Genomic DNA, 16,910 nt, shown 5'->3' on the forward strand with positions numbered 1-16,910 from the left:
CGGTCACGCGGCAGCGCAGCAGCATGCATACGAACCGGTCGGAATTGCATGCGGTACGCGTCATCACGCAATGCACAAAACGGAAAGTTGCGAACTGCGCTGCATGCAACACATGCATACAAAAAAATTCGCGGACGAGCCGCCCGTTGCCCAGCCCGATCTGAGAAGATAGCGCCCCGCTTTCGCCGCATCATTTTCTTTCGTTCACGCGCCGCTTCACGTTTCTTCGTCTCATTCCCTATGGCATCACACAATGCGCATCATGCGTCCGGCTTCGCGGCCGGCGTCGTCGCCGCCGTCCTCGTCGCGCAGACCGGCACAACGGGCCCGTGGCACGCGGGCATGCTCGCCGCGTTCGCCATGGGCGTCGCGGGCGGCACCGCGCCCGACTGGCTCGAAGTCGCATGGTGGACCCGCAAGCGGCGGCTGTGGATCACGCACCGCACCGTCACGCACTGGGGCATCGGCTGGATCGCGCTGCTCGCGCTCGGGTGGCACGGGCTCACCCATCATCCGCATCCGCTGTGGGCCGCGCCGCTGTTCGGCTTCGCGTGTGGCGGCGTGATGCACCTGCTCGCCGACTGGCCGAACCCGCTCGGCGTGCCGTGGATCTGGCGGCGCCATTCGCTCAACCTGTGGAACAGCGGACATTGCGACCTGATCGTGGTGGCCGCCGCATGGGGCGGCACGCTGTGGCTTGCGCAATCGCTGTGGACGCGCGCACCGCTGCTCGAACACTGGCTCGGCTGGCTGCATCGCATGTAGTCGCTTGAAGTGTCGCTTCGGCGCGATATCGGCGTGCCGGCACACACGCAACTTTACGTCCATTGAAAGTGCGGCGCAGGCCCCCATCTCGATCCGAATCGTCGGCACGCTAGCCCGAGCGGCACGCGATGCCCGGCACGCACGCGCGACGTCTGGCACACTGGCGATTCGATTCGCGCGCGATCCGTCCGCGCGCTCGCACCCCATTTCAACGCTCCGATGGACGTCACCGCTACCCGCCCTGCCGCCAGTGCGCTCGACGTGTTCCACCCGGCCGTCGCCGCGTGGTTCCGGCGCACGTTCGCCGCGCCGACCGGCGCGCAGGCGCTCGCATGGCCGCATATCAAGGCCGGCCGCTCGACGCTCGTCGCCGCGCCGACCGGCTCCGGCAAGACGCTCACCGCGTTCCTGTGCGCGCTCGACGATCTGGTACGCGATGCGTTGTCGCACGACGGCACGCTTCCCGATGCGACACTCGTCGTCTACGTGTCGCCGCTGAAGGCGCTGTCAAACGACATCCACGTGAACCTCGACGCGCCGCTCGCCGGCATCGCGGAATCGCTCGCGCAACTCGGCCTGCCGGTGCCGGCGATCCGCACCGCCGTGCGCACCGGCGACACAACGCAGGCCGAACGCGCCGCGCTGCGCAAGCGCGCGCCGCACATCCTCGTCACGACGCCCGAGTCGCTGTACGTACTGCTGTCGTCCACGTCGGGGCGGCAGATGCTGTCGAACGTGCGCTCGGTCATCGTCGACGAAATCCACGCGCTCGCATCGTCCAAGCGCGGCAGCCATCTCGCGCTGTCGCTCGAACGTCTCGATGCGCTGGCCGGCCATGCGCTGCCGCGCATCGGGCTGTCGGCGACGCAAAAGCCGATCGACGCGGTCGCGCGCTTCCTGGTCGGCGGCCCGGCCGATGCGCCGCGCGACTGCACGATCGTCGACACCGGCCACACGCGCGAGCGCGACCTCGCGCTCGAACTGCCGAACGTGCCGCTCGAACCCGTGATGGCGACCGACGTGTGGGAACAGGTATACGACCGGATCGCAGGGCTCGCGGCCGCACATCGCACGACGCTGGTGTTCGTCAACACGCGGCGCACCGCCGAGCGCATGGCGCGCCATCTCGCCGACCGGCTCGGCAAGGAAGCGATCGCCGCGCATCACGGCAGTCTCGCGAAGGAGCACCGCTTCGATGCCGAGCAGCGCCTGAAGCGCGGCGAACTGAAGCTGCTCGTCGCCACCGCATCGCTCGAACTCGGCATCGACATCGGCGATGTCGATCTCGTCTGCCAGGTCGGCTCGCCGCGCGGCATCGCACCGTTCCTGCAGCGCGTCGGCCGCTCGGGGCACCACGTCGGCGGCGTGCCGAAGGGCCGGCTGTTCCCGCTGTCGCGCGACGAACTCGTCGAATGCGCGGCGCTGCTCGATTGCGTGCAGCGCGGCGAACTCGACGCATTGCGAATTCCCGAAGCGCCGCTCGACGTGCTCGCGCAGCAGATCGTCGCCGAAGTCGCGTGCGCGGAATGGCAGGAGGACGCGCTGTATGCGAGCTTCACGCGCGCGGCGCCGTATGCGCGGCTGACGCGCGAACGCTTCGACGAAGTGATGAAGATGCTCGCCGAAGGCTTCACGAGCCGCCGCGGCGTGCGCGGCGCATACCTGCATCGCGACGTGGTCGGCGGCACGGTGCGCGGGCGCCGCAACGCGATGATGACCGCGACTACCTCGGGCGGCACGATCCCCGACATGGCCGACTACGCGGTGCTGCTCGAACCGCAGGGCATCCAGGTCGGCACCGTCAACGAGGATTTCGCGATCGAGAGCCTGGCCGGCGACGTGTTCCAGCTGGGCAACCAGTCGTACCGGATCATTCGCGTGGAAACGGGCCGCGTGCGCGTCGAGGACGCGCAGGGCCAGTCGCCGAACATTCCGTTCTGGCTCGGCGAGGCGCCGGGGCGCAGCGACGAGCTGTCGGCGGCGGTCGGCCGGCTGCGTGCACGGCTCGACGGGCTGTTCGCCGACGGCGACCGGCAAGCGGACGCCGGCGAGCGCAAACGCGCGGGCGGTAAAGCCGCGAGCAACGCGAAAGCCAACGCGGAAACCGAAACAGGCACCGTGATCGCCCCCGCCGAAAGCCGCCTCGCGCCGGCGTTGCGCTGGCTCGTCGACGATCTCCACCTGTCGCCCGACGCCGCGCACCAGATCGCCGACTACCTCGCCCGCACGCGCGCCGCGCTCGGCGCGCTGCCGACGCAGGACACGCTCGTGATGGAGCGTTTCTTCGACGAATCGGGCGGCACGCAGCTCGTGATCCATTCGCCGTTCGGCAGCCGCATCAACCGCGCGTGGGGGCTCGCGCTGCGCAAGCGCTTCTGCCGCAGTTTCAACTTCGAGCTGCAGGCCGCCGCGACCGACGACGCGATCATCCTGTCGCTGTCGCTCGCGCACAGCTTCGCGCTCGACGAGGTGTGGCGCTACCTGCGTTCGGCCAGCGCCGAGCACGTGCTGGTCCAGGCGCTGCTCGACGCGCCGATGTTCGGCGTGCGCTGGCGCTGGAACGCGACGACCGCGCTCGCGCTGCCGCGCTTCACGGGCGGCCGGCGCACCGCGCCGCAACTGCAGCGGATGAAGAGCGAGGATCTGCTCGCGACCGTGTTCCCGGATCAGGTCGCGTGCCTCGAGAACATCGTCGGCGAACGCGAGATACCGCATCACCCGCTCGTCGACCAGACGCTCGACGATTGCCTGCACGACGCGATGGACACCGACGGCTGGCTCGCGCTGTTGCGCCGGATCGAAAGCGGCGCGATCGAGCTCGTCGCGCGCGACCTGCCCGCGCCGTCGCCGCTCGCGGCCGAGATCCTGAACGCGAAACCCTACGCGTTCCTCGACGATGCGCCGCTCGAGGAGCGCCGCACGCAGGCCGTGCAGTCGCGCCGCTGGAGCGATCCCGAATCGGCCGACGATCTCGGCGCACTCGACGCCGACGCGATCGATGCGGTACGCGACGAAGCATGGCCGCTCGTGCGCGACGCCGACGAAATGCACGATGCGCTGCTCACGCTCGCATGCATCGCCGACAGCGAAGCACAGGCACACGAAGGCTGGGCCGACCGGCTCGCGGAACTCGCGGAGCGCCGCCGTGCAACCAAACTCGTCGCGCCGGGCGGCGCCGCGCTGTGGGTGCCGATCGAACGGCTCGTGTGCCTGCGCACGCTGCATCCCGACGCACGCGTGACACCGGCGCTCAAGGTGCCGGCCGCCTGCGCGCAGCCGTGGGAAGCCGATGCCGCACTCGTCGACGTGGTCCGTGCACGGCTCACCGGCTTCGGGCCGCTTGCGCTCGACGCGATCGCGACACCGCTCGGCCTGCCGCCGGCGTCGATCGCGACGGCGCTCGCGGCGCTGGAGCGCGAAGGCTATGTGATGCGCGGCCGGTTCACGCCGGGCGCGACGACGGACGAATGGTGCGAACGCCACCTGCTCGCGCGCATTCATCGCTATACGGTGAAGCGGCTGCGCCGCGAGATCGAACCGGTCGAGCGTGCCGACTTCATGCGCTTCCTGTTCCATTGGCAACACCTGACGCCGGACACGCGCGGCACTGGCCGCGACGCACTCGCGGCCGTGGTCGAGCAACTCGAAGGCTACGAAGCCGCGGCAAGCGCGTGGGAAGACGCACTGCTGCCCGCGCGGCTCACCGACTACATGGCGGGCGGCCTCGACGAGCTGTGCCGCTCGGGCAAGCTCGTGTGGACCCGCATCGGCGCGCCGGCGCGCACGGCCGGCACGCCCGTGAAAACGACGCCGATCGTGCTGCTGCCGCGCCGCCACCTCGCCGCATGGCAGGCACTGCGCGACCCCGACGCGCAACCGGCGCTGTCCGCGCGGGCCACGCAGGTACGCGACGCGCTCGCCGCACACGGCGCGATGTTCTTCGACGCGCTGCTCGACGACCTGCACATGCTGCCCGTCGAACTCGAACAGGCACTCGGCGAGCTCGTGTCGGCCGGCCTCGTGAATGCGGACAGCTACGCGGGCCTGCGCGCGCTGCTGAAGCCGGCCGTCAAGCGCAGCGCGACCTATGCGCCGCGCACGCGGCGCGGCGGTGCGCTGATAGGCGGGATGGACGATGCGGGCCGCTGGGCGCTCGTGCAGCGTCTCGCGCCGCCGGACGATGCGCCGACGCCGAAACGCGGCCCGGCCGCGACCGATCCCGACGCGCTCGAACACATCGCGTGGACGCTGCTGCGCCGCTACGGCGTCGTGTTCTGGCGGCTGCTCGAACGCGAGGCCGATTGGCTGCCGAGCTGGCGCGAACTCGTGCGCGTGCTGCAGCGCCTCGAAGCGCGCGGCGAGGTTCGCGGCGGACGTTTCGTCGCCGGGCTCGCGGGCGAGCAGTTCGCGCTGCCCGAGGCGATTCCGATTCTGCGCGAACTGCGGCGGCAACCCGGTGACGGGCAGTACATATGCGTGACGGGCGCCGACCCGTTGAATCTCGCAGGCACGCTGCTGCCCGGCGACAAGGTGCCGGCGCTGGCCGGCAATCGCGTGCTGTTCCGCGACGGCGTGCCCGTCGCATCGCTCGTGTCGGGTTCATTCCACTACGCGCCCGAACTGTCGCCCGCTGCGCGCGAGGATGCGCGCCTGCGGCTCGCGCGCCACTGCTGACATCGCCTGACAGACGGCGCAGCACCGACTACTGATCGCCGGGCCGCGCTGTCGCCAGCGTTCGAGTAGCATCGCGCGATTGACCGCGCGGGCTCCCGCGCCCACACACAACAAGACTTTCGGAGACTGCCGCTCATGCCTGCGCATGCCGACTCGCCCGCCGCTCATCACGCGGGCTCGCTGACCATTTTCCAGGGTGCCGCACTGTATATCGGCGCGGTGCTCGGCACCGGCGTGATCGCGTTGCCAGCGCTGGCCGCCGAGGTCGCCGGCCCGGCGTCGCTGCTTGCGTGGGCTGCGCTCGTCGTGCTGTCCGGGCCGCTCGCGGCCACCTTCGCCGCACTCGGCGCACGTTATCCCGACGCGGGCGGTGTGTCGACCTACGCACGGCGCGCATTCGGGCCGAAGGCGGCGGCAATCGTCGGCTGGTGCTTCTATTTCGCGGTGCCGGCCGGCGCACCGGCCGCCGCGATGTTCGGCGGCGCGTACGTCGCGGCCGTCATGGGCGGCGGGCACACGACGGTCATCGTCACGGCTGCCGCGCTGATCGCAGCCGTGTCGGCCGCGAATGCATTCGGCGTCACCGTATCGGGCCGCATGCAGCTCGTGCTGTCGGCGCTGCTCGTCGCGCTGCTGCTCGCCGCGGTGCTGGCGTCCGCGCCGCATGCGCGCACCGCGAACCTGCAGCCGTTCGCGCCGCACGGCTGGCTCGCGGTCGGCCAGGCTGCCGCGCTGCTCGTGTGGAGTTTCGCCGGCTGGGAGGCGATCACGCATCTCGCGGCCGAATTCCGCCGGCCCGCGCACGACATGCCGCGCTCGGCCGGCATCGCGGTCGTGGTCGTCGGGTTCCTGTATCTGTCGGTCGCCGCCGCGAGCGTGACGGTGCTCGGGCCGTCTGCAGGCGCATCGGGTGCACCGCTCGCCGAACTGATCGCGGGCGGCATCGGCGGTCACGCACAGGTGCTCGCGGCCGCGGCCGCGCTGCTGCTCACGCTCGGCACGATGAACGCGTATTTCGCGGGCGCGGCCAAGCTCGGCGCGGCACTCGGGCGCGACGGCGCATTGCCCGCGTGGCTCGCGCAAGGCAGCCAGGTCGGCGGCGTCCCGCGCCGCAGCCTCGGCGTGATCGCCGTGCTCGCGGCCGTCGCGCTGGCCGCGACGACGATCTCGGACGTCGGGGCGAAACCGCTCGTGCTCGTGACGTCCGGGTGTTTCGTGATGGTGTATGGGCTCGGTGCGGCCGCCGCGCTGAAGTTGCTGCCGCGCGGCGGCATCGCTTACCGCTGCGCGTGGATTTCGCTGGTTGCGGTTGCGGGGCTGTTCCTGACGACGGGCTGGTATTTGCTGTGCCCGCTGCTGCTCGCGGGCGGCGCGCTGCTTTATCTGCAGGTGACCGGGCCGCGCAATTGACCCGCCGTATGCGCATGGGCTGACGCCTGCCCGCTCACAGCGACGCGCCGGTGAATCGCAGGCCGGATCACCGGCCGATTCGCTGCGCACATCACGCGAACGGCCGCCGCAAACCGACCCGCCGTTTCGTCACGCCGGTCAGGCCGGCACCAGCTCGAAGCTGAGCCGTTTGCCGAGTGCGGCGGCCGCGCTCGCGAGCGTCGCCAGCGTGAGGCTCGTGTCGGTTTCGTCGAGCAGCCGGTTGAGCGCGGCACGGCTGGTTTTCATCCGCGCGGCCATCGCGGTTTTCGTGATGTGCTGCGCCTTCATTTCCTGCCCGATCTGCCACGCGATCACGCGCTTGATCGCGGTGGCGGTGGCCGCTTCGAGATTGCCGTCCTCTTCGAGGAAGGCATCGAAGTCGCTGCCGATATGCGGGTTGTTCGTGGTCGTCATGTCGTACTCCAGTGCATGGCGTTGCCGGCTGCCTGACCGTCGGAGACGGTGGGTTGCGGCGCAACCGGGAAATTCAGATGGCGTGCGTCAGCGCTTTCAGGCGCGCGACGGTAACGTCGAGATCGTCCGGCGGCGTGGCCGGCGACTTCTTGATGAACCCGTGCAGCAGGACCATCGTGTCGCCGACAACCGTGAACAGGATGCGAGCGCTGCGCGTGGGCAGCACGATCCTGATCTCCCAGAGATCCTTCGCCATCTTCCGAACCAGCGGCATGCCGAGCGGCCAGCCGAATTGAACGGTTTTGATCTCTTCGCCGATCACCCTTCGCTCCACTTGCCCGAGCGCCTTGAGCCATTCGCGCACCGGCTCGTTGCCTCGGGCCGTGCGAAAGAACCGCACGCCGAGCGTGACCTGGATCTGCTGTCTCGGCATCGTCTTGTCACCGATCGTACCAAAAACGATACGATATGCCAAGCACCACGAGGGCGGCTACTGGCCGGATGGCCGATCCGGAAGCGGGGAAAGGGATTGAGCCGGGCTTGTCGCGCGGCCCGAAGGATCAGCGATCGCCGCGAACCGGCTTGCGTGCGGCGCGCGGCGTCCGGTGCGGGCGCTTGTCGCCGAACCGCGACCGCGCGATGTCGCGCACGGCATCGATCAGCGTCCGTGCGACCGGCGACGGCTGCGCATCGGTGCGCAGAATGAGCCCGACCGGCTCGTCGGTACCCGCGGACGGCAGCGGCAGGCGCGCCAGCGCACCGGCCGACAGATCGTATTCGGCCGCATAGAGCGGCACGAACCACACCGCGTCGTTCTCGAGCGCCAGCGCGCGCGCGACCGATACCGACAGCACCTCGATGAACGAATCCAGCGGCGGCGCGCCGCATGCGCCGAGCAGTTGCTCGGCGGACTGCCGGATCAGCGTGCCGTACGGCGGCAGCACGACCGGATAGCGCGCGAGCTCGGTGGCCGGCGCCGCGCTCGACAGCAGCGGGTGCCCGGCGCGCACGACCGCGACGAGCGGCTCGTTGTACAACTGCTCGAACGCGAGCCCGATCATCCGCTCCGGCTCCGACAGTCGCCCGATCGCGCATTCGATCGCACCGGACTTCAGGCGCTCGAGCAGATCGGCGTTCGCGGCCGTCGCGATCCGCACGACGACGCGCGGCCAGCGCGCGGCCAGCGCCTTCATCAACGCGGGCGCGAGCGATGCCGCCACAGTCGGCAGCATGCCGATTTCCAGCGTCGCGGCGGCGGCCCCGCCCTCGCGCGCGAGCAGCCCGACGCCCTGCCGCAGCGCCAGCACGCACGCATTCGCGTGCGGCATGAACAACTGCGCTTCGCGGGTCGGCTGCGCGCCCTGCCGGCCGCGCTCGAACAGCTTCACGCCGAGGATCGCCTCCAGTTCGGCGATCGTCTTCGACACGGCCGGCTGCGTGATCGACAGGCTTTCGGCCGCCTTCTGCACGCCGCCCAGCTGCGCGACCGCGAGAAAGCACTGCAGGTGCCGAAACTTGACGCGGCCGTCGGCGATACGGTTATTCATAACGGGTGGTTATGCGAATGACGATGAAATGCCATTTTGCATAACTTTCCGGATAAGCCCAAGCATTCGGTGAAACGTCATGCGCTACGCCGCAGCGCGTGGAAACCAGTCGGCTCCCAGACCCGCTTCGCGATCAGCAAGCCCGTCCCGTGCTTCTGCCCGAGCGGTGCGGACGACGATTCCGCATGCAGCGCGGCCGCCTTGCTGCGCAGCCGGCGCAATTCCAGTTCGAGTTCCGCGGCGGCCGCTTCCGTCAGCATCCCTTGCGAGAACGTCATCGTCTCGCCCGCGCCGTCGAAGCGGCTGTCGAGGAAATCGCCGAGCGCGTGCGCATGGAAATACCGGCGGATCGGCCCGCCCGGCAGCCAGTCGAAATCGCGCGCGACGCGCACGCGAATCCGGTCGCCCGGCAGCAGCGCGACGACGTTCATCCGGTCGAGCATCAACAGGTATTTCACGCACTCGGCCTTCGTCACGCGATAGGCCGTCACGATGTCCTGCACGGTCCAGTAGTTGATCGCGCAGACGGCGACGAGCAGCAGCTTCTCGTCCGACACGAGCAGCGCCTCCTGCTGCTCGGTCAGCACGTGCAGCCTCGGCGCCGACGCCGATGCCTCCTGCACGAGCTCGGCCAGCGTATAGCCGAGCAACTGCGCGATCTCCGCGACGCGCTCCAGCGTGAAGCGGCCGCTCGCGAACAGCCGCTTCACGCTCGTCTCGGAAACGTCGAGCGCACGCGCGACGTCGCGGTAGGTCATTCCCTGCGCCTTCAACTGGCGCTTCAGCGTTTCGATGAGTTGGGCGGTTTCGGTCATTTTGGTATCGAAAAACGATGCTCAAGGTCGGATATTAGGCTACCTGCGCATGCAGACGAACACTTTTGGATACTTGTCTGCATAATCCGCTCCGTCCTGTCACGCAACGACGGAGCCGAAATGGCCACCCGAACCGAAACCGCCGCTTACGAACCGCAGCACACCGCACCGCGCGATGCACGCGACACGGATCGCACGATGCCGCTCGCCACCGTCCGCACGCTGGCCGCCGGCGCGCATGTCGGCGATCTCGTGTTCATCCGTGTGCCGGCCGGCTCGCCGCGCAACGCGGCAGGCACGACGGGCGCATGGGCCAATCGTTTCGGCATCGTCGTCGATACGTCGGGCGACGAACCCGTGATCGCCGAGCCCGCGTTTGCGTGGACGAAGCTCACGCCGCTGTCGCGCTTCGTCGCCCATGCCGACGGCGGACGCATCGCGCTGGCGCGCCGCGTCGCGGCATCGACCGCCGACGAGCAGCGCCGGTTGCACGCGACGGCCGAACAGCGGATCGACGCATTGCTCGGCAACCGCTTCAACCTGCGGGTGCGGCGCGGGTTCTGCGCGCAGTATGTGAGCGATGTGCTCGGCGCCGACCGGGCCGCGACGCCGGCCGCACTGCTGCGCAGCGGCACGCTGTCGCTCGAATTCGACGGGATCGTGTTCGATCCCGGCCGCCAATAACGACGGGCAGGCTCGGGGAGGCCGGATAACAACAAGAACAAAAGACAAAAAATAGCGACGGGCTGGCTGGAGGGCCGTGCACGGGGTCGTCACCGACGACGCGAAGCCCGATCGCTTTCATCCGCCGGACAGGCATCCTGTCCGGCGGATTTTTCATTGGCTCGACTGACATAACGAACGGTTATGCGTTTCGCGAAAAAAGGTCATTTTGCATAACTTTCCGGATTGGCTAAAGTCCTGCCATCCACTTCGCGAAATACCTATCAGGAGACGCCCGATGGATTCCCCCACGATCCTCACGCCGCGCGACTGGCCGTCGCATCCGGCCTATGTCCACCCCGAGTACCGCTCGTCCGTGAAACGCGGCCCGACCCGCCCGCTGATCCCGCTGAAGGACAAGCTGCGCGACCAGTACGCGCCCGTCTACGGCGCCGAAGATCTCGGCGCGCTCGACCACGACCTGACGAAGAACGCCGTGAAGAACGGCGAGCCGCTCGGCGAGCGCATGGTCGTCACGGGCCACGTGCTCGACGAAGGCGGCAAGCCCGTGCGCAACACGCTCGTCGAGGTGTGGCAGGCGAACGCGGCCGGCCGCTACGTGCACAAGGTCGACCAGCACGACGCGCCGCTCGACCCGAACTTTCTCGGCGCGGGCCGCTGCCTGACCGACAACGAAGGCCGCTACCGCTTCCTGACGATCAAGCCCGGCGCGTATCCGTGGGGCAACCATCCGAACGCGTGGCGCCCGAATCACATCCACTTCTCGCTGTTCGGCGATTACTTCGGCTCGCGTCTCGTCACGCAGATGTACTTCCCCGGCGACCCGCTGCTCGCGTACGACCCGATCTTCCAGGGCACGCCCGAGGCCGCGCGCGATCGCCTGATCTCGCGCTTCTCGATGGACATCACCGAAGAAGGCTATGCGCTCGGCTACGAATTCGACATCGTGCTGCGCGGCCGCGACGCTACCCCGATGGAGCGCTGAACCATGACGACGCTGAAGCAAACCCCTTCGCAGACGGTCGGCCCGTACTTCGCATACGGCCTGTGCCCGCAGCAATACGACTACGACCTGAAGAGCCTGTTCACGCCGACGATCGCCGCGACGCACGCCGACGGCGAGCACGTGCTGCTGGTCGGCCAGGTGTTCGACGGCGACGGCAACGTCGTCAGCGACGCGGTGCTCGAATTCACGCAGGTGGACGGCGCGGGCCGCTACCCCGCATCGCGCGACGACATCGCGAAATCCGGCTTCACCGGTTTCGCGCGAGTCGGCACGGGCACCGATGCGCAGCACCGCTTCGTCGTCGAGACGGTGAAGCCGGGCCGCATCGCCGCCGACGAAGCGCCGCACGTCAACGTGACCGTGATGATGCGCGGGATCCTCTCCCATGCGTTCACGCGCGTGTACTTCGACGACGAAGCCGCGGCGAACGCGGCCGACCCCGTGCTGAGCGAGGTGCCGGCCGAACGCCGCGCGACGCTCGTCGCGAAACGCGACGCGCAGCCGGGCCGCCCGATCGTCTACCGCTTCGACATCCGCATGCAGGGGCCGGACGAGACGGTGTTTTTCGACGTTTGACGCACGCGCCGGCGCCGGCCGGTTCCGGATGCAGACGCACCGCCGCGTGGCGCGATACCGACCGGCATCGCGCCACGCGGCGTTTTTCGTGTGCCGTCGCAATCATTCGACGCTGCGCCGCAGCGCGCCGGCCTGCGGTTGCCGATGTCCATTGGTCGGGACTTCTGCCCCTACATCGAACGCGCGATTGAAACGCATGCTGCGACAGCACATCAATCGTCGGGCCGACAGGATATCGTTTGCGCGTTATGCGGCGTATTCTTCGGTATCCGCTACGCGCCGACAGGATTGAATCGGACAAGGCAATAATCCCGCAAACGATGCGCGACACCGCCCCATTCGCTGTGCGCGCATTTTTTTCTGACCGAGTGCCTTTAAACGCGTCTGACCGGATCGGGCAGGCGCGTATTTTTTTGCGGCTGCGACCGCGGCGCACGGGCGTGGTGCGCGTCGGTCGCAGTCTAGCGCCGAATCTCCAGATACCGGCTCGGCGTGTCGCCCAGAATGCGGCGAAACGCCGACGTGAACGCGCTCGCGCTCGCATATCCAAGATCGAGCGCGACGCGCGTCACCGGCTGCCCGGCGCTCAGGCGGGAAATCGCCGCGAGCATGCACACCTGCTGACGCCATGCCGCAAAACTCACGCCCGTCTGCGCGCGGAACTGCCGCGTGAACGTGCGCCGGCTCACGCCCGCGTCGGCGGCCACCCGGTCGAGATCGGCCGCGATCGACGGCGACGCGAACAGGTGCCGGCACACCTTCGCGAGCCGCGCGTCGGCCGGCAGCGGCGCATGCAGCGACAGGCGCGGCATCGTCGCGATTTCCGCGACCAGCAGCGCCATCAGCTTGCCCGCACGGCCGTCGACGTCGTACATGGCCGGCAGGTCGATCGCATCGTCGATCAGCTGCCGCAGCAGCGCGGACACGCCATACACGCCGCACTGCCCGGGCAGGCCCGCTTCCCGCGCGGCGTCGCCGGACACGAACGTGTTGAGCATCGTGACCGGCCCGGTCATCGTCATTTCGTGCCGCACGCCGGCCGGCACCCAGCACGCGCGCTGCGGCGGCACCAGCCAGCGGCCGTGCGGCGTCGACACGCTGATCGTGCCGCGCGACGCGAACGCGAATTGCCCGCGCCCGTGCGCGTGTTCCGGAAACGTCGTGCCCGCCGCATAGTCGTTGGCGGTCACGACCACGCTCCGGGGAATGTGTTCGTAGGGATCTAGCAGCGTATTTCTCACGGCCCGAATTCCATCATCAATGACCCGATATCGAAGGCGGGTCTCCTTCGATCGATCTACGATCCGCTCCACGCTTGCGCGACCTGACGGCCGCAAGACCCGTCGGCCTGATCGGCCGGATTGCAACTTCATTGGAGCGGAGATGCCGAATACGTTTCATCGCGTGGGGGACGGCCCCCACCCTGTTCTCGTGCTGCACGGCTGGTTCGGCGACGCCCGCGCGTTCGAACCCGTCGAAGCGTGGCTGTCGCGCGAGCGCTTCAGTTATGCGTTCATGGACTACCGCGGCTACGGCCGCATGCGCGACGCACGCGGCGACTACACGATCGACGAGATTGCCGCCGATGCCCTCGCGCTCGCCGACGCGCTCGGCTTCCCGACCTTCAGCCTCGTCGGCCATTCGATGGGCGGCATGGCGATCGAGAAGATCGCCGCCGTCGCGCCCGACCGCGTGCGCGCGCTGGTGCCGATCGCGCCCGTGCCGTGCGGCGGCCTGCCGTTCGACGCCGAGCGGCGCGCGCTATTCGAGCGCGCCGCCGACAATCTTGCCGATCGCAGGACCATCATCGATCGCAGCACGGGCTGCCGGCTACCCGCCGCCTGGGTCGAGTGGAAAGCCGCGTATTCGGCAGCCTGTTCGTCGCCGCACGCGTTCGGCGCGTACTTCCGCGCGTGGGCCGATACGGATTTCAGCGACGGGATCGCGGGCGTGCATCCGGTGAAAGTGCTGATCGGCGAGCACGATCCGGCGTTCGACGCGGCGCTGATGGCGCGCACCTACCTGCGGCGTTATCCGCGCGCCACCGTCGACGTGCTGCGCAACGCGGGCCACTATCCGATGAACGAGACGCCGCTCGCGCTGGTCGCGGCGATGGAGGCGTTCCTGCTCGGCACAACAGCAACCCCGGCCGGTCGAGCATGACATGCCGCACGCAAGCGGCATCGTTGCGGCGCGCATCACCGCAGCATGAACGACATCGCCGACAGGCTGTTCAGCGTGCGCACCACGTGCTCGACCGACGGCCCGTCGAAGCGCAGCGTCACCGCATCGACGCGCTCGAGCGACGGCAGCACGCAGAACAGGTCGGCAAGCGCGGCCGTCTGCACGCGCAGCGTGCAAGCGGTCGGCGCGGGCCGATGCGCGCCGGCGCGCCCGCCCCCCCCCACCGCGGGCGCGCCCCTTTCGCGCGCGGCGGTCGCGATTCGCGCACACGACGCGGCAGGCGTGAGCGTGTCGCCGCTCGATGCGCCGCCGGCCGTCTTGACCGTCTCGAAACGTGCGTCCGGAAACAGCGGCTGCGTTTCCTCGGCGAACACGTCGTCGCCGGTTGCCAGTGCGACGTGCGCGCCATATTCGCGCGCCAGCGCGCCGTACAGCCCGGCTTCGCCGAGCTCGACGCCGTTCAGCCACACCTGCGTGAACGCGAAACCGTTGATCGTGTGCGCGAGCACGCCGCGCGTCTGCGATTTCGCGTGATAGCCGATCATGAACACGAGGTCCGGCCGCTGCTCGAGGCCCGCCATCATCCCGAGCGTGCGCGGCTTGCCGAGCACGACGCGTGAGCGTGCATCGAGCCCGTCGGGCAGCAGGTTGCGAAAGCCGCCATGCGAATCGTTGACCCAGACGGCCTGCGCGCCGCCCGCGAACGCGCCTTCGATCGCGGCGTTCGCCTCGGCGGTCATCCAGCGGCGCGCGCGCTCGTATTCCGGATTGCCGGCGCGCGTCTGCTCGGTGGCGAATACGCCGGCGACGCCCTCGATGTCGGTCGAGATCAGGATCTTCATGACTGGGTAAGACGCTCTTCGTTGCGTTCGTTGAACAGATGATCGAGATCGGGCACCGCATCGCGCAGCGATTGCCGCACGTGGCCGTCGCGCCCGGCGACCGTCACGGCCTGCAGCAATGCGTCGGCGATCGCGTGCTCGACGCTTTCGGCCGCGGCCATGAACAGCGGGTCGAGCGCCGCATCGGCCACGAGGGCCGGCAGCGCGATGGTCGACGCGTCGTGCGCGATCGTGTACGCGGTCGAGAATGCGAGCGCGATGTCGCCGCTGCCATGCCCGTAGACGGAACCCGTGCGGGCCAGCCCCGCGGCCGCGCGGCGTGCAAGCCGCGACAGTTGCCGCGCGTCGAGCGGCGCATCGGTCGCGAGCAACAGGATGATCGAACCCTGCTCGGGCGGCGCCGCGTGCGCGGCCCCGGCCGCACGCCGTTGCGCGACGATGCGCCCGAGCGGCACGCCGCCGAGCGTCAGCATCGGCAGCCTGCCGAAATTCGCGAGCACGAGCGCGCCGACCGTATAGGGCCGGCCGGCCGCGACGACGACGCGCGACGCCGAACCGATCCCGCCCTTCAGGTCGAAACACGACATCCCGCGCCCGGCGCCCACCGCGCCGCGTGCGACGTCGCGCGACGCGGCGCGGCATGCGTCGTCGTAATGCGCGGCCGTGACCGCGAACGCCTGGATATCGTTCAGATAACCGTCGTTGCACTCGAACACGAGCGGGTTGACGGTCGACCAGTCGCGGCCAATCTGCGGATTCGCGGCGATCGCCGCGCGGATCTGCGCCTGCGCGACCGCGCCGACGCCGAACGTGTTGGTCAGCGCGATCGGCGTATCGAGCGTGCCGAGCTCGTCGACCTGCACGAGCCCGACGCTCTTGCCGAAGCCGTTGATCACGGCCGCGCCGGCCGGCACCTTGCTGCGGTACACGTCGCCCTGATGCGGCTTGACGACGGTCACGCCGGTCTGCACGTTGCCGGCATCGAGCGTGCAATGGCCGACCGTCACGCCCGGCACGTCGGCGATCGTGCCGCGCGGCCCGGCCGGCAGCGTCGCGGCCCACATCGGTGCAGCACGCATCAGCGGCGCTCCAGCTTCGGATCGAGCGCGTCGCGCAGCCCGTCGCCGAGCAGGTTGAACGCGAGCACGGTCAGGAAGATCGCGAGGCTGGGGAAGATCGCGACGTGCGGCGCCGTCACCATGTCCGCGCGCGCCTCGTTGAGCATCGCGCCCCACTCCGGCGTCGGCGGCTGCGCGCCGAGCCCGAGGAACGACAGGCTCGCGGCCGTGATGATCGACGTGCCGATCCGCATCGTGAAGTAGACGACGACCGACGACACGGTGCCCGGCAGGATGTGCCGCATGATGATCGTCCGGTCCGACGCGCCGATGCTGCGCGCGGCTTCGACGTAGGTCATGTGCTTGAGCATCAGCGTGTTGCCGCGCACGAGGCGCGCGAACGCCGGAATGCTGAAGATCGCGACCGCGCAGATCACGTTGATCATCCCGTTGCCGAGGATCGCGACCACGCCGATCGCGAGCAGGATGCCCGGGAACGCGAACAGCACGTCGGCGATGCGCATCGTGATGCGATCCCACCAGCCTTCGTAGTAGCCGGCGAGCAGCCCGAAGACCGTGCCGATCAGCGCGCCGAGCGCGACCGAGAAGAAACCGGCCGCGAGCGAGATGCGCGTGCCGGTGACGATCCGGCTGAAGATGTCGCGGCCGAGCGAATCGACGCCGAACCAGTGCACGGCCGACGGCCCCGCGTTCAGCGCGTCGTAGTCGAAGTAGTTCTCCGGATCGAACGGCACGATGTGCGGACCGACGAATGCCAGCACGACGAGCGCCAGCACGAAGCCGCCCGCGACGAGCGCGACGGTCTGCTTGCGGAACTTGCGCCAGAATTCGCGCCACGGCGTGCGAATCGCGGTCGATGCGGCCGGCGCCGCGGTCTGGACAGTCGCGTTCAT

At 69.2% G+C, this 16,910-nt stretch carries 15 protein-coding genes; 7 read left to right on the forward strand and 8 right to left on the reverse strand.

The window, feature by feature from the left end; translation table 11 throughout:
* Window positions 1-240 precede the first annotated feature (240 nt).
* The 3 genes from ACPUER_RS07045 (at window position 241) to ACPUER_RS07055 (ending at window position 6,849) form a co-directional block, all read left to right on the forward strand.
* Entirely contained in the window at window positions 241-765 is a 525-nt protein-coding gene (locus tag ACPUER_RS07045) for a metal-dependent hydrolase (RefSeq protein WP_175958938.1), read from the forward strand.
* A 219-nt stretch (window positions 766-984) separates the two neighbouring features.
* Window positions 985-5,439, forward strand: coding sequence for a DEAD/DEAH box helicase (locus ACPUER_RS07050; RefSeq protein WP_425130718.1), 4,455 nt, complete (start codon window positions 985-987; stop codon window positions 5,437-5,439).
* A 135-nt stretch (window positions 5,440-5,574) separates the two neighbouring features.
* A complete protein-coding gene (locus tag ACPUER_RS07055) occupies window positions 5,575-6,849 on the forward strand; it encodes an APC family permease (protein WP_425130719.1) in 1,275 nt (424 codons plus the stop codon).
* 138 nt (window positions 6,850-6,987) lie between these two features.
* On the opposite strand, the gene ACPUER_RS07060 is transcribed toward ACPUER_RS07055, so the two are convergent.
* From ACPUER_RS07060 to ACPUER_RS07075, 4 genes are all read right to left on the reverse strand, one after another.
* Window positions 6,988-7,284, reverse strand: coding sequence for an XRE family transcriptional regulator (locus tag ACPUER_RS07060; protein ID WP_175958935.1), 297 nt, complete (start codon window positions 7,282-7,284; stop codon window positions 6,988-6,990).
* A 73-nt stretch (window positions 7,285-7,357) separates the two neighbouring features.
* Complete coding sequence (locus ACPUER_RS07065) at window positions 7,358-7,717, reverse strand: type II toxin-antitoxin system RelE/ParE family toxin (protein ID WP_425130720.1); 360 nt, start codon at window positions 7,715-7,717, stop codon at window positions 7,358-7,360.
* A gap of 127 nt (window positions 7,718-7,844) precedes the next feature.
* Entirely contained in the window at window positions 7,845-8,831 is a 987-nt protein-coding gene (pcaQ, locus tag ACPUER_RS07070; protein ID WP_425130721.1) for a pca operon transcription factor PcaQ, read from the reverse strand.
* 77 nt (window positions 8,832-8,908) lie between these two features.
* Complete coding sequence (locus ACPUER_RS07075) at window positions 8,909-9,646, reverse strand: helix-turn-helix domain-containing protein (protein WP_175958933.1); 738 nt, start codon at window positions 9,644-9,646, stop codon at window positions 8,909-8,911.
* 120 nt (window positions 9,647-9,766) lie between these two features.
* Here ACPUER_RS07075 and ACPUER_RS07080 point away from each other — a divergent pair, with 120 nt between their 5' ends.
* The 3 genes from ACPUER_RS07080 (at window position 9,767) to pcaG (ending at window position 11,912) form a co-directional block, all read left to right on the forward strand.
* Window positions 9,767-10,330: a YiiX/YebB-like N1pC/P60 family cysteine hydrolase gene (locus ACPUER_RS07080; protein ID WP_425130722.1), complete on the forward strand. Its 564-nt coding sequence runs from the start codon at window positions 9,767-9,769 to the stop codon at window positions 10,328-10,330.
* Between the two features lie 277 nt (window positions 10,331-10,607).
* Entirely contained in the window at window positions 10,608-11,315 is a 708-nt protein-coding gene (pcaH, locus tag ACPUER_RS07085; RefSeq protein ID WP_425130723.1) for a protocatechuate 3,4-dioxygenase subunit beta, read from the forward strand.
* A 3-nt stretch (window positions 11,316-11,318) separates the two neighbouring features.
* Window positions 11,319-11,912, forward strand: coding sequence for a protocatechuate 3,4-dioxygenase subunit alpha (pcaG, locus tag ACPUER_RS07090; RefSeq protein ID WP_175958930.1), 594 nt, complete (start codon window positions 11,319-11,321; stop codon window positions 11,910-11,912).
* 461 nt (window positions 11,913-12,373) lie between these two features.
* Here the strand turns inward: pcaG and ACPUER_RS07095 are convergent, their stop codons facing one another.
* The gene (locus ACPUER_RS07095) at window positions 12,374-13,153 is read right to left on the reverse strand and encodes a helix-turn-helix transcriptional regulator (RefSeq protein ID WP_310142742.1); all 780 of its coding nucleotides are present in this window, start codon (window positions 13,151-13,153) and stop codon (window positions 12,374-12,376) included.
* A 142-nt stretch (window positions 13,154-13,295) separates the two neighbouring features.
* Between ACPUER_RS07095 and ACPUER_RS07100 the strand changes: the two genes are divergently transcribed.
* Entirely contained in the window at window positions 13,296-14,075 is a 780-nt protein-coding gene (locus tag ACPUER_RS07100) for an alpha/beta fold hydrolase (protein ID WP_425130724.1), read from the forward strand.
* A gap of 35 nt (window positions 14,076-14,110) precedes the next feature.
* On the opposite strand, the gene ACPUER_RS07105 is transcribed toward ACPUER_RS07100, so the two are convergent.
* The 3 genes from ACPUER_RS07105 to gsiD are packed head-to-tail and all read right to left on the reverse strand — an operon-like array spanning window position 14,111 to window position 16,910.
* The gene (locus ACPUER_RS07105) at window positions 14,111-14,938 is read right to left on the reverse strand and encodes a M55 family metallopeptidase (RefSeq protein ID WP_425130725.1); all 828 of its coding nucleotides are present in this window, start codon (window positions 14,936-14,938) and stop codon (window positions 14,111-14,113) included.
* On the reverse strand, window positions 14,935-16,017 hold the full coding sequence (locus ACPUER_RS07110) for a P1 family peptidase (RefSeq protein WP_425130726.1): 1,083 nt from the start codon (window positions 16,015-16,017) through the stop codon (window positions 14,935-14,937). The genes ACPUER_RS07105 and ACPUER_RS07110 overlap by 4 nt, the downstream gene beginning before the upstream one ends.
* A complete protein-coding gene (gene gsiD, locus ACPUER_RS07115) occupies window positions 16,017-16,910 on the reverse strand; it encodes a glutathione ABC transporter permease GsiD (protein WP_175958925.1) in 894 nt (297 codons plus the stop codon). Before gsiD ends, ACPUER_RS07110 begins: the two co-directional genes overlap by 1 nt.

Origin of the sequence: Burkholderia sp. DN3021, from assembly GCF_049805555.1 — a bacterium.
GTDB classification, from domain to species: Bacteria; Pseudomonadota; Gammaproteobacteria; order Burkholderiales; family Burkholderiaceae; genus Burkholderia; species Burkholderia pyrrocinia_C.

What these genes read in the sequence shown, in the direction of transcription:
- ACPUER_RS07045 (WP_175958938.1), top strand. Translation starts at nt 241, where the DNA reads ATGGCATCACACAATGCGCATCATGCGTCCGGCTTCGCGGCCGGCGTC.
- ACPUER_RS07050 (WP_425130718.1), top strand. Translation starts at nt 985, where the DNA reads ATGGACGTCACCGCTACCCGCCCTGCCGCCAGTGCGCTCGACGTGTTC.
- ACPUER_RS07055 (WP_425130719.1), top strand. Translation starts at nt 5,575, where the DNA reads ATGCCTGCGCATGCCGACTCGCCCGCCGCTCATCACGCGGGCTCGCTG.
- ACPUER_RS07060 (WP_175958935.1), bottom strand. Translation starts at nt 7,284, where the DNA reads ATGACGACCACGAACAACCCGCATATCGGCAGCGACTTCGATGCCTTC.
- ACPUER_RS07065 (WP_425130720.1), bottom strand. Translation starts at nt 7,717, where the DNA reads ATGCCGAGACAGCAGATCCAGGTCACGCTCGGCGTGCGGTTCTTTCGC.
- pcaQ (WP_425130721.1), bottom strand. Translation starts at nt 8,831, where the DNA reads ATGAATAACCGTATCGCCGACGGCCGCGTCAAGTTTCGGCACCTGCAG.
- ACPUER_RS07075 (WP_175958933.1), bottom strand. Translation starts at nt 9,646, where the DNA reads ATGACCGAAACCGCCCAACTCATCGAAACGCTGAAGCGCCAGTTGAAG.
- ACPUER_RS07080 (WP_425130722.1), top strand. Translation starts at nt 9,767, where the DNA reads ATGGCCACCCGAACCGAAACCGCCGCTTACGAACCGCAGCACACCGCA.
- pcaH (WP_425130723.1), top strand. Translation starts at nt 10,608, where the DNA reads ATGGATTCCCCCACGATCCTCACGCCGCGCGACTGGCCGTCGCATCCG.
- pcaG (WP_175958930.1), top strand. Translation starts at nt 11,319, where the DNA reads ATGACGACGCTGAAGCAAACCCCTTCGCAGACGGTCGGCCCGTACTTC.
- ACPUER_RS07100 (WP_425130724.1), top strand. Translation starts at nt 13,296, where the DNA reads ATGCCGAATACGTTTCATCGCGTGGGGGACGGCCCCCACCCTGTTCTC.
- ACPUER_RS07105 (WP_425130725.1), bottom strand. Translation starts at nt 14,938, where the DNA reads ATGAAGATCCTGATCTCGACCGACATCGAGGGCGTCGCCGGCGTATTC.
- ACPUER_RS07110 (WP_425130726.1), bottom strand. Translation starts at nt 16,017, where the DNA reads ATGCGTGCTGCACCGATGTGGGCCGCGACGCTGCCGGCCGGGCCGCGC.
- gsiD (WP_175958925.1), bottom strand. Translation starts at nt 16,910, where the DNA reads ATGAACGCGACTGTCCAGACCGCGGCGCCGGCCGCATCGACCGCGATT.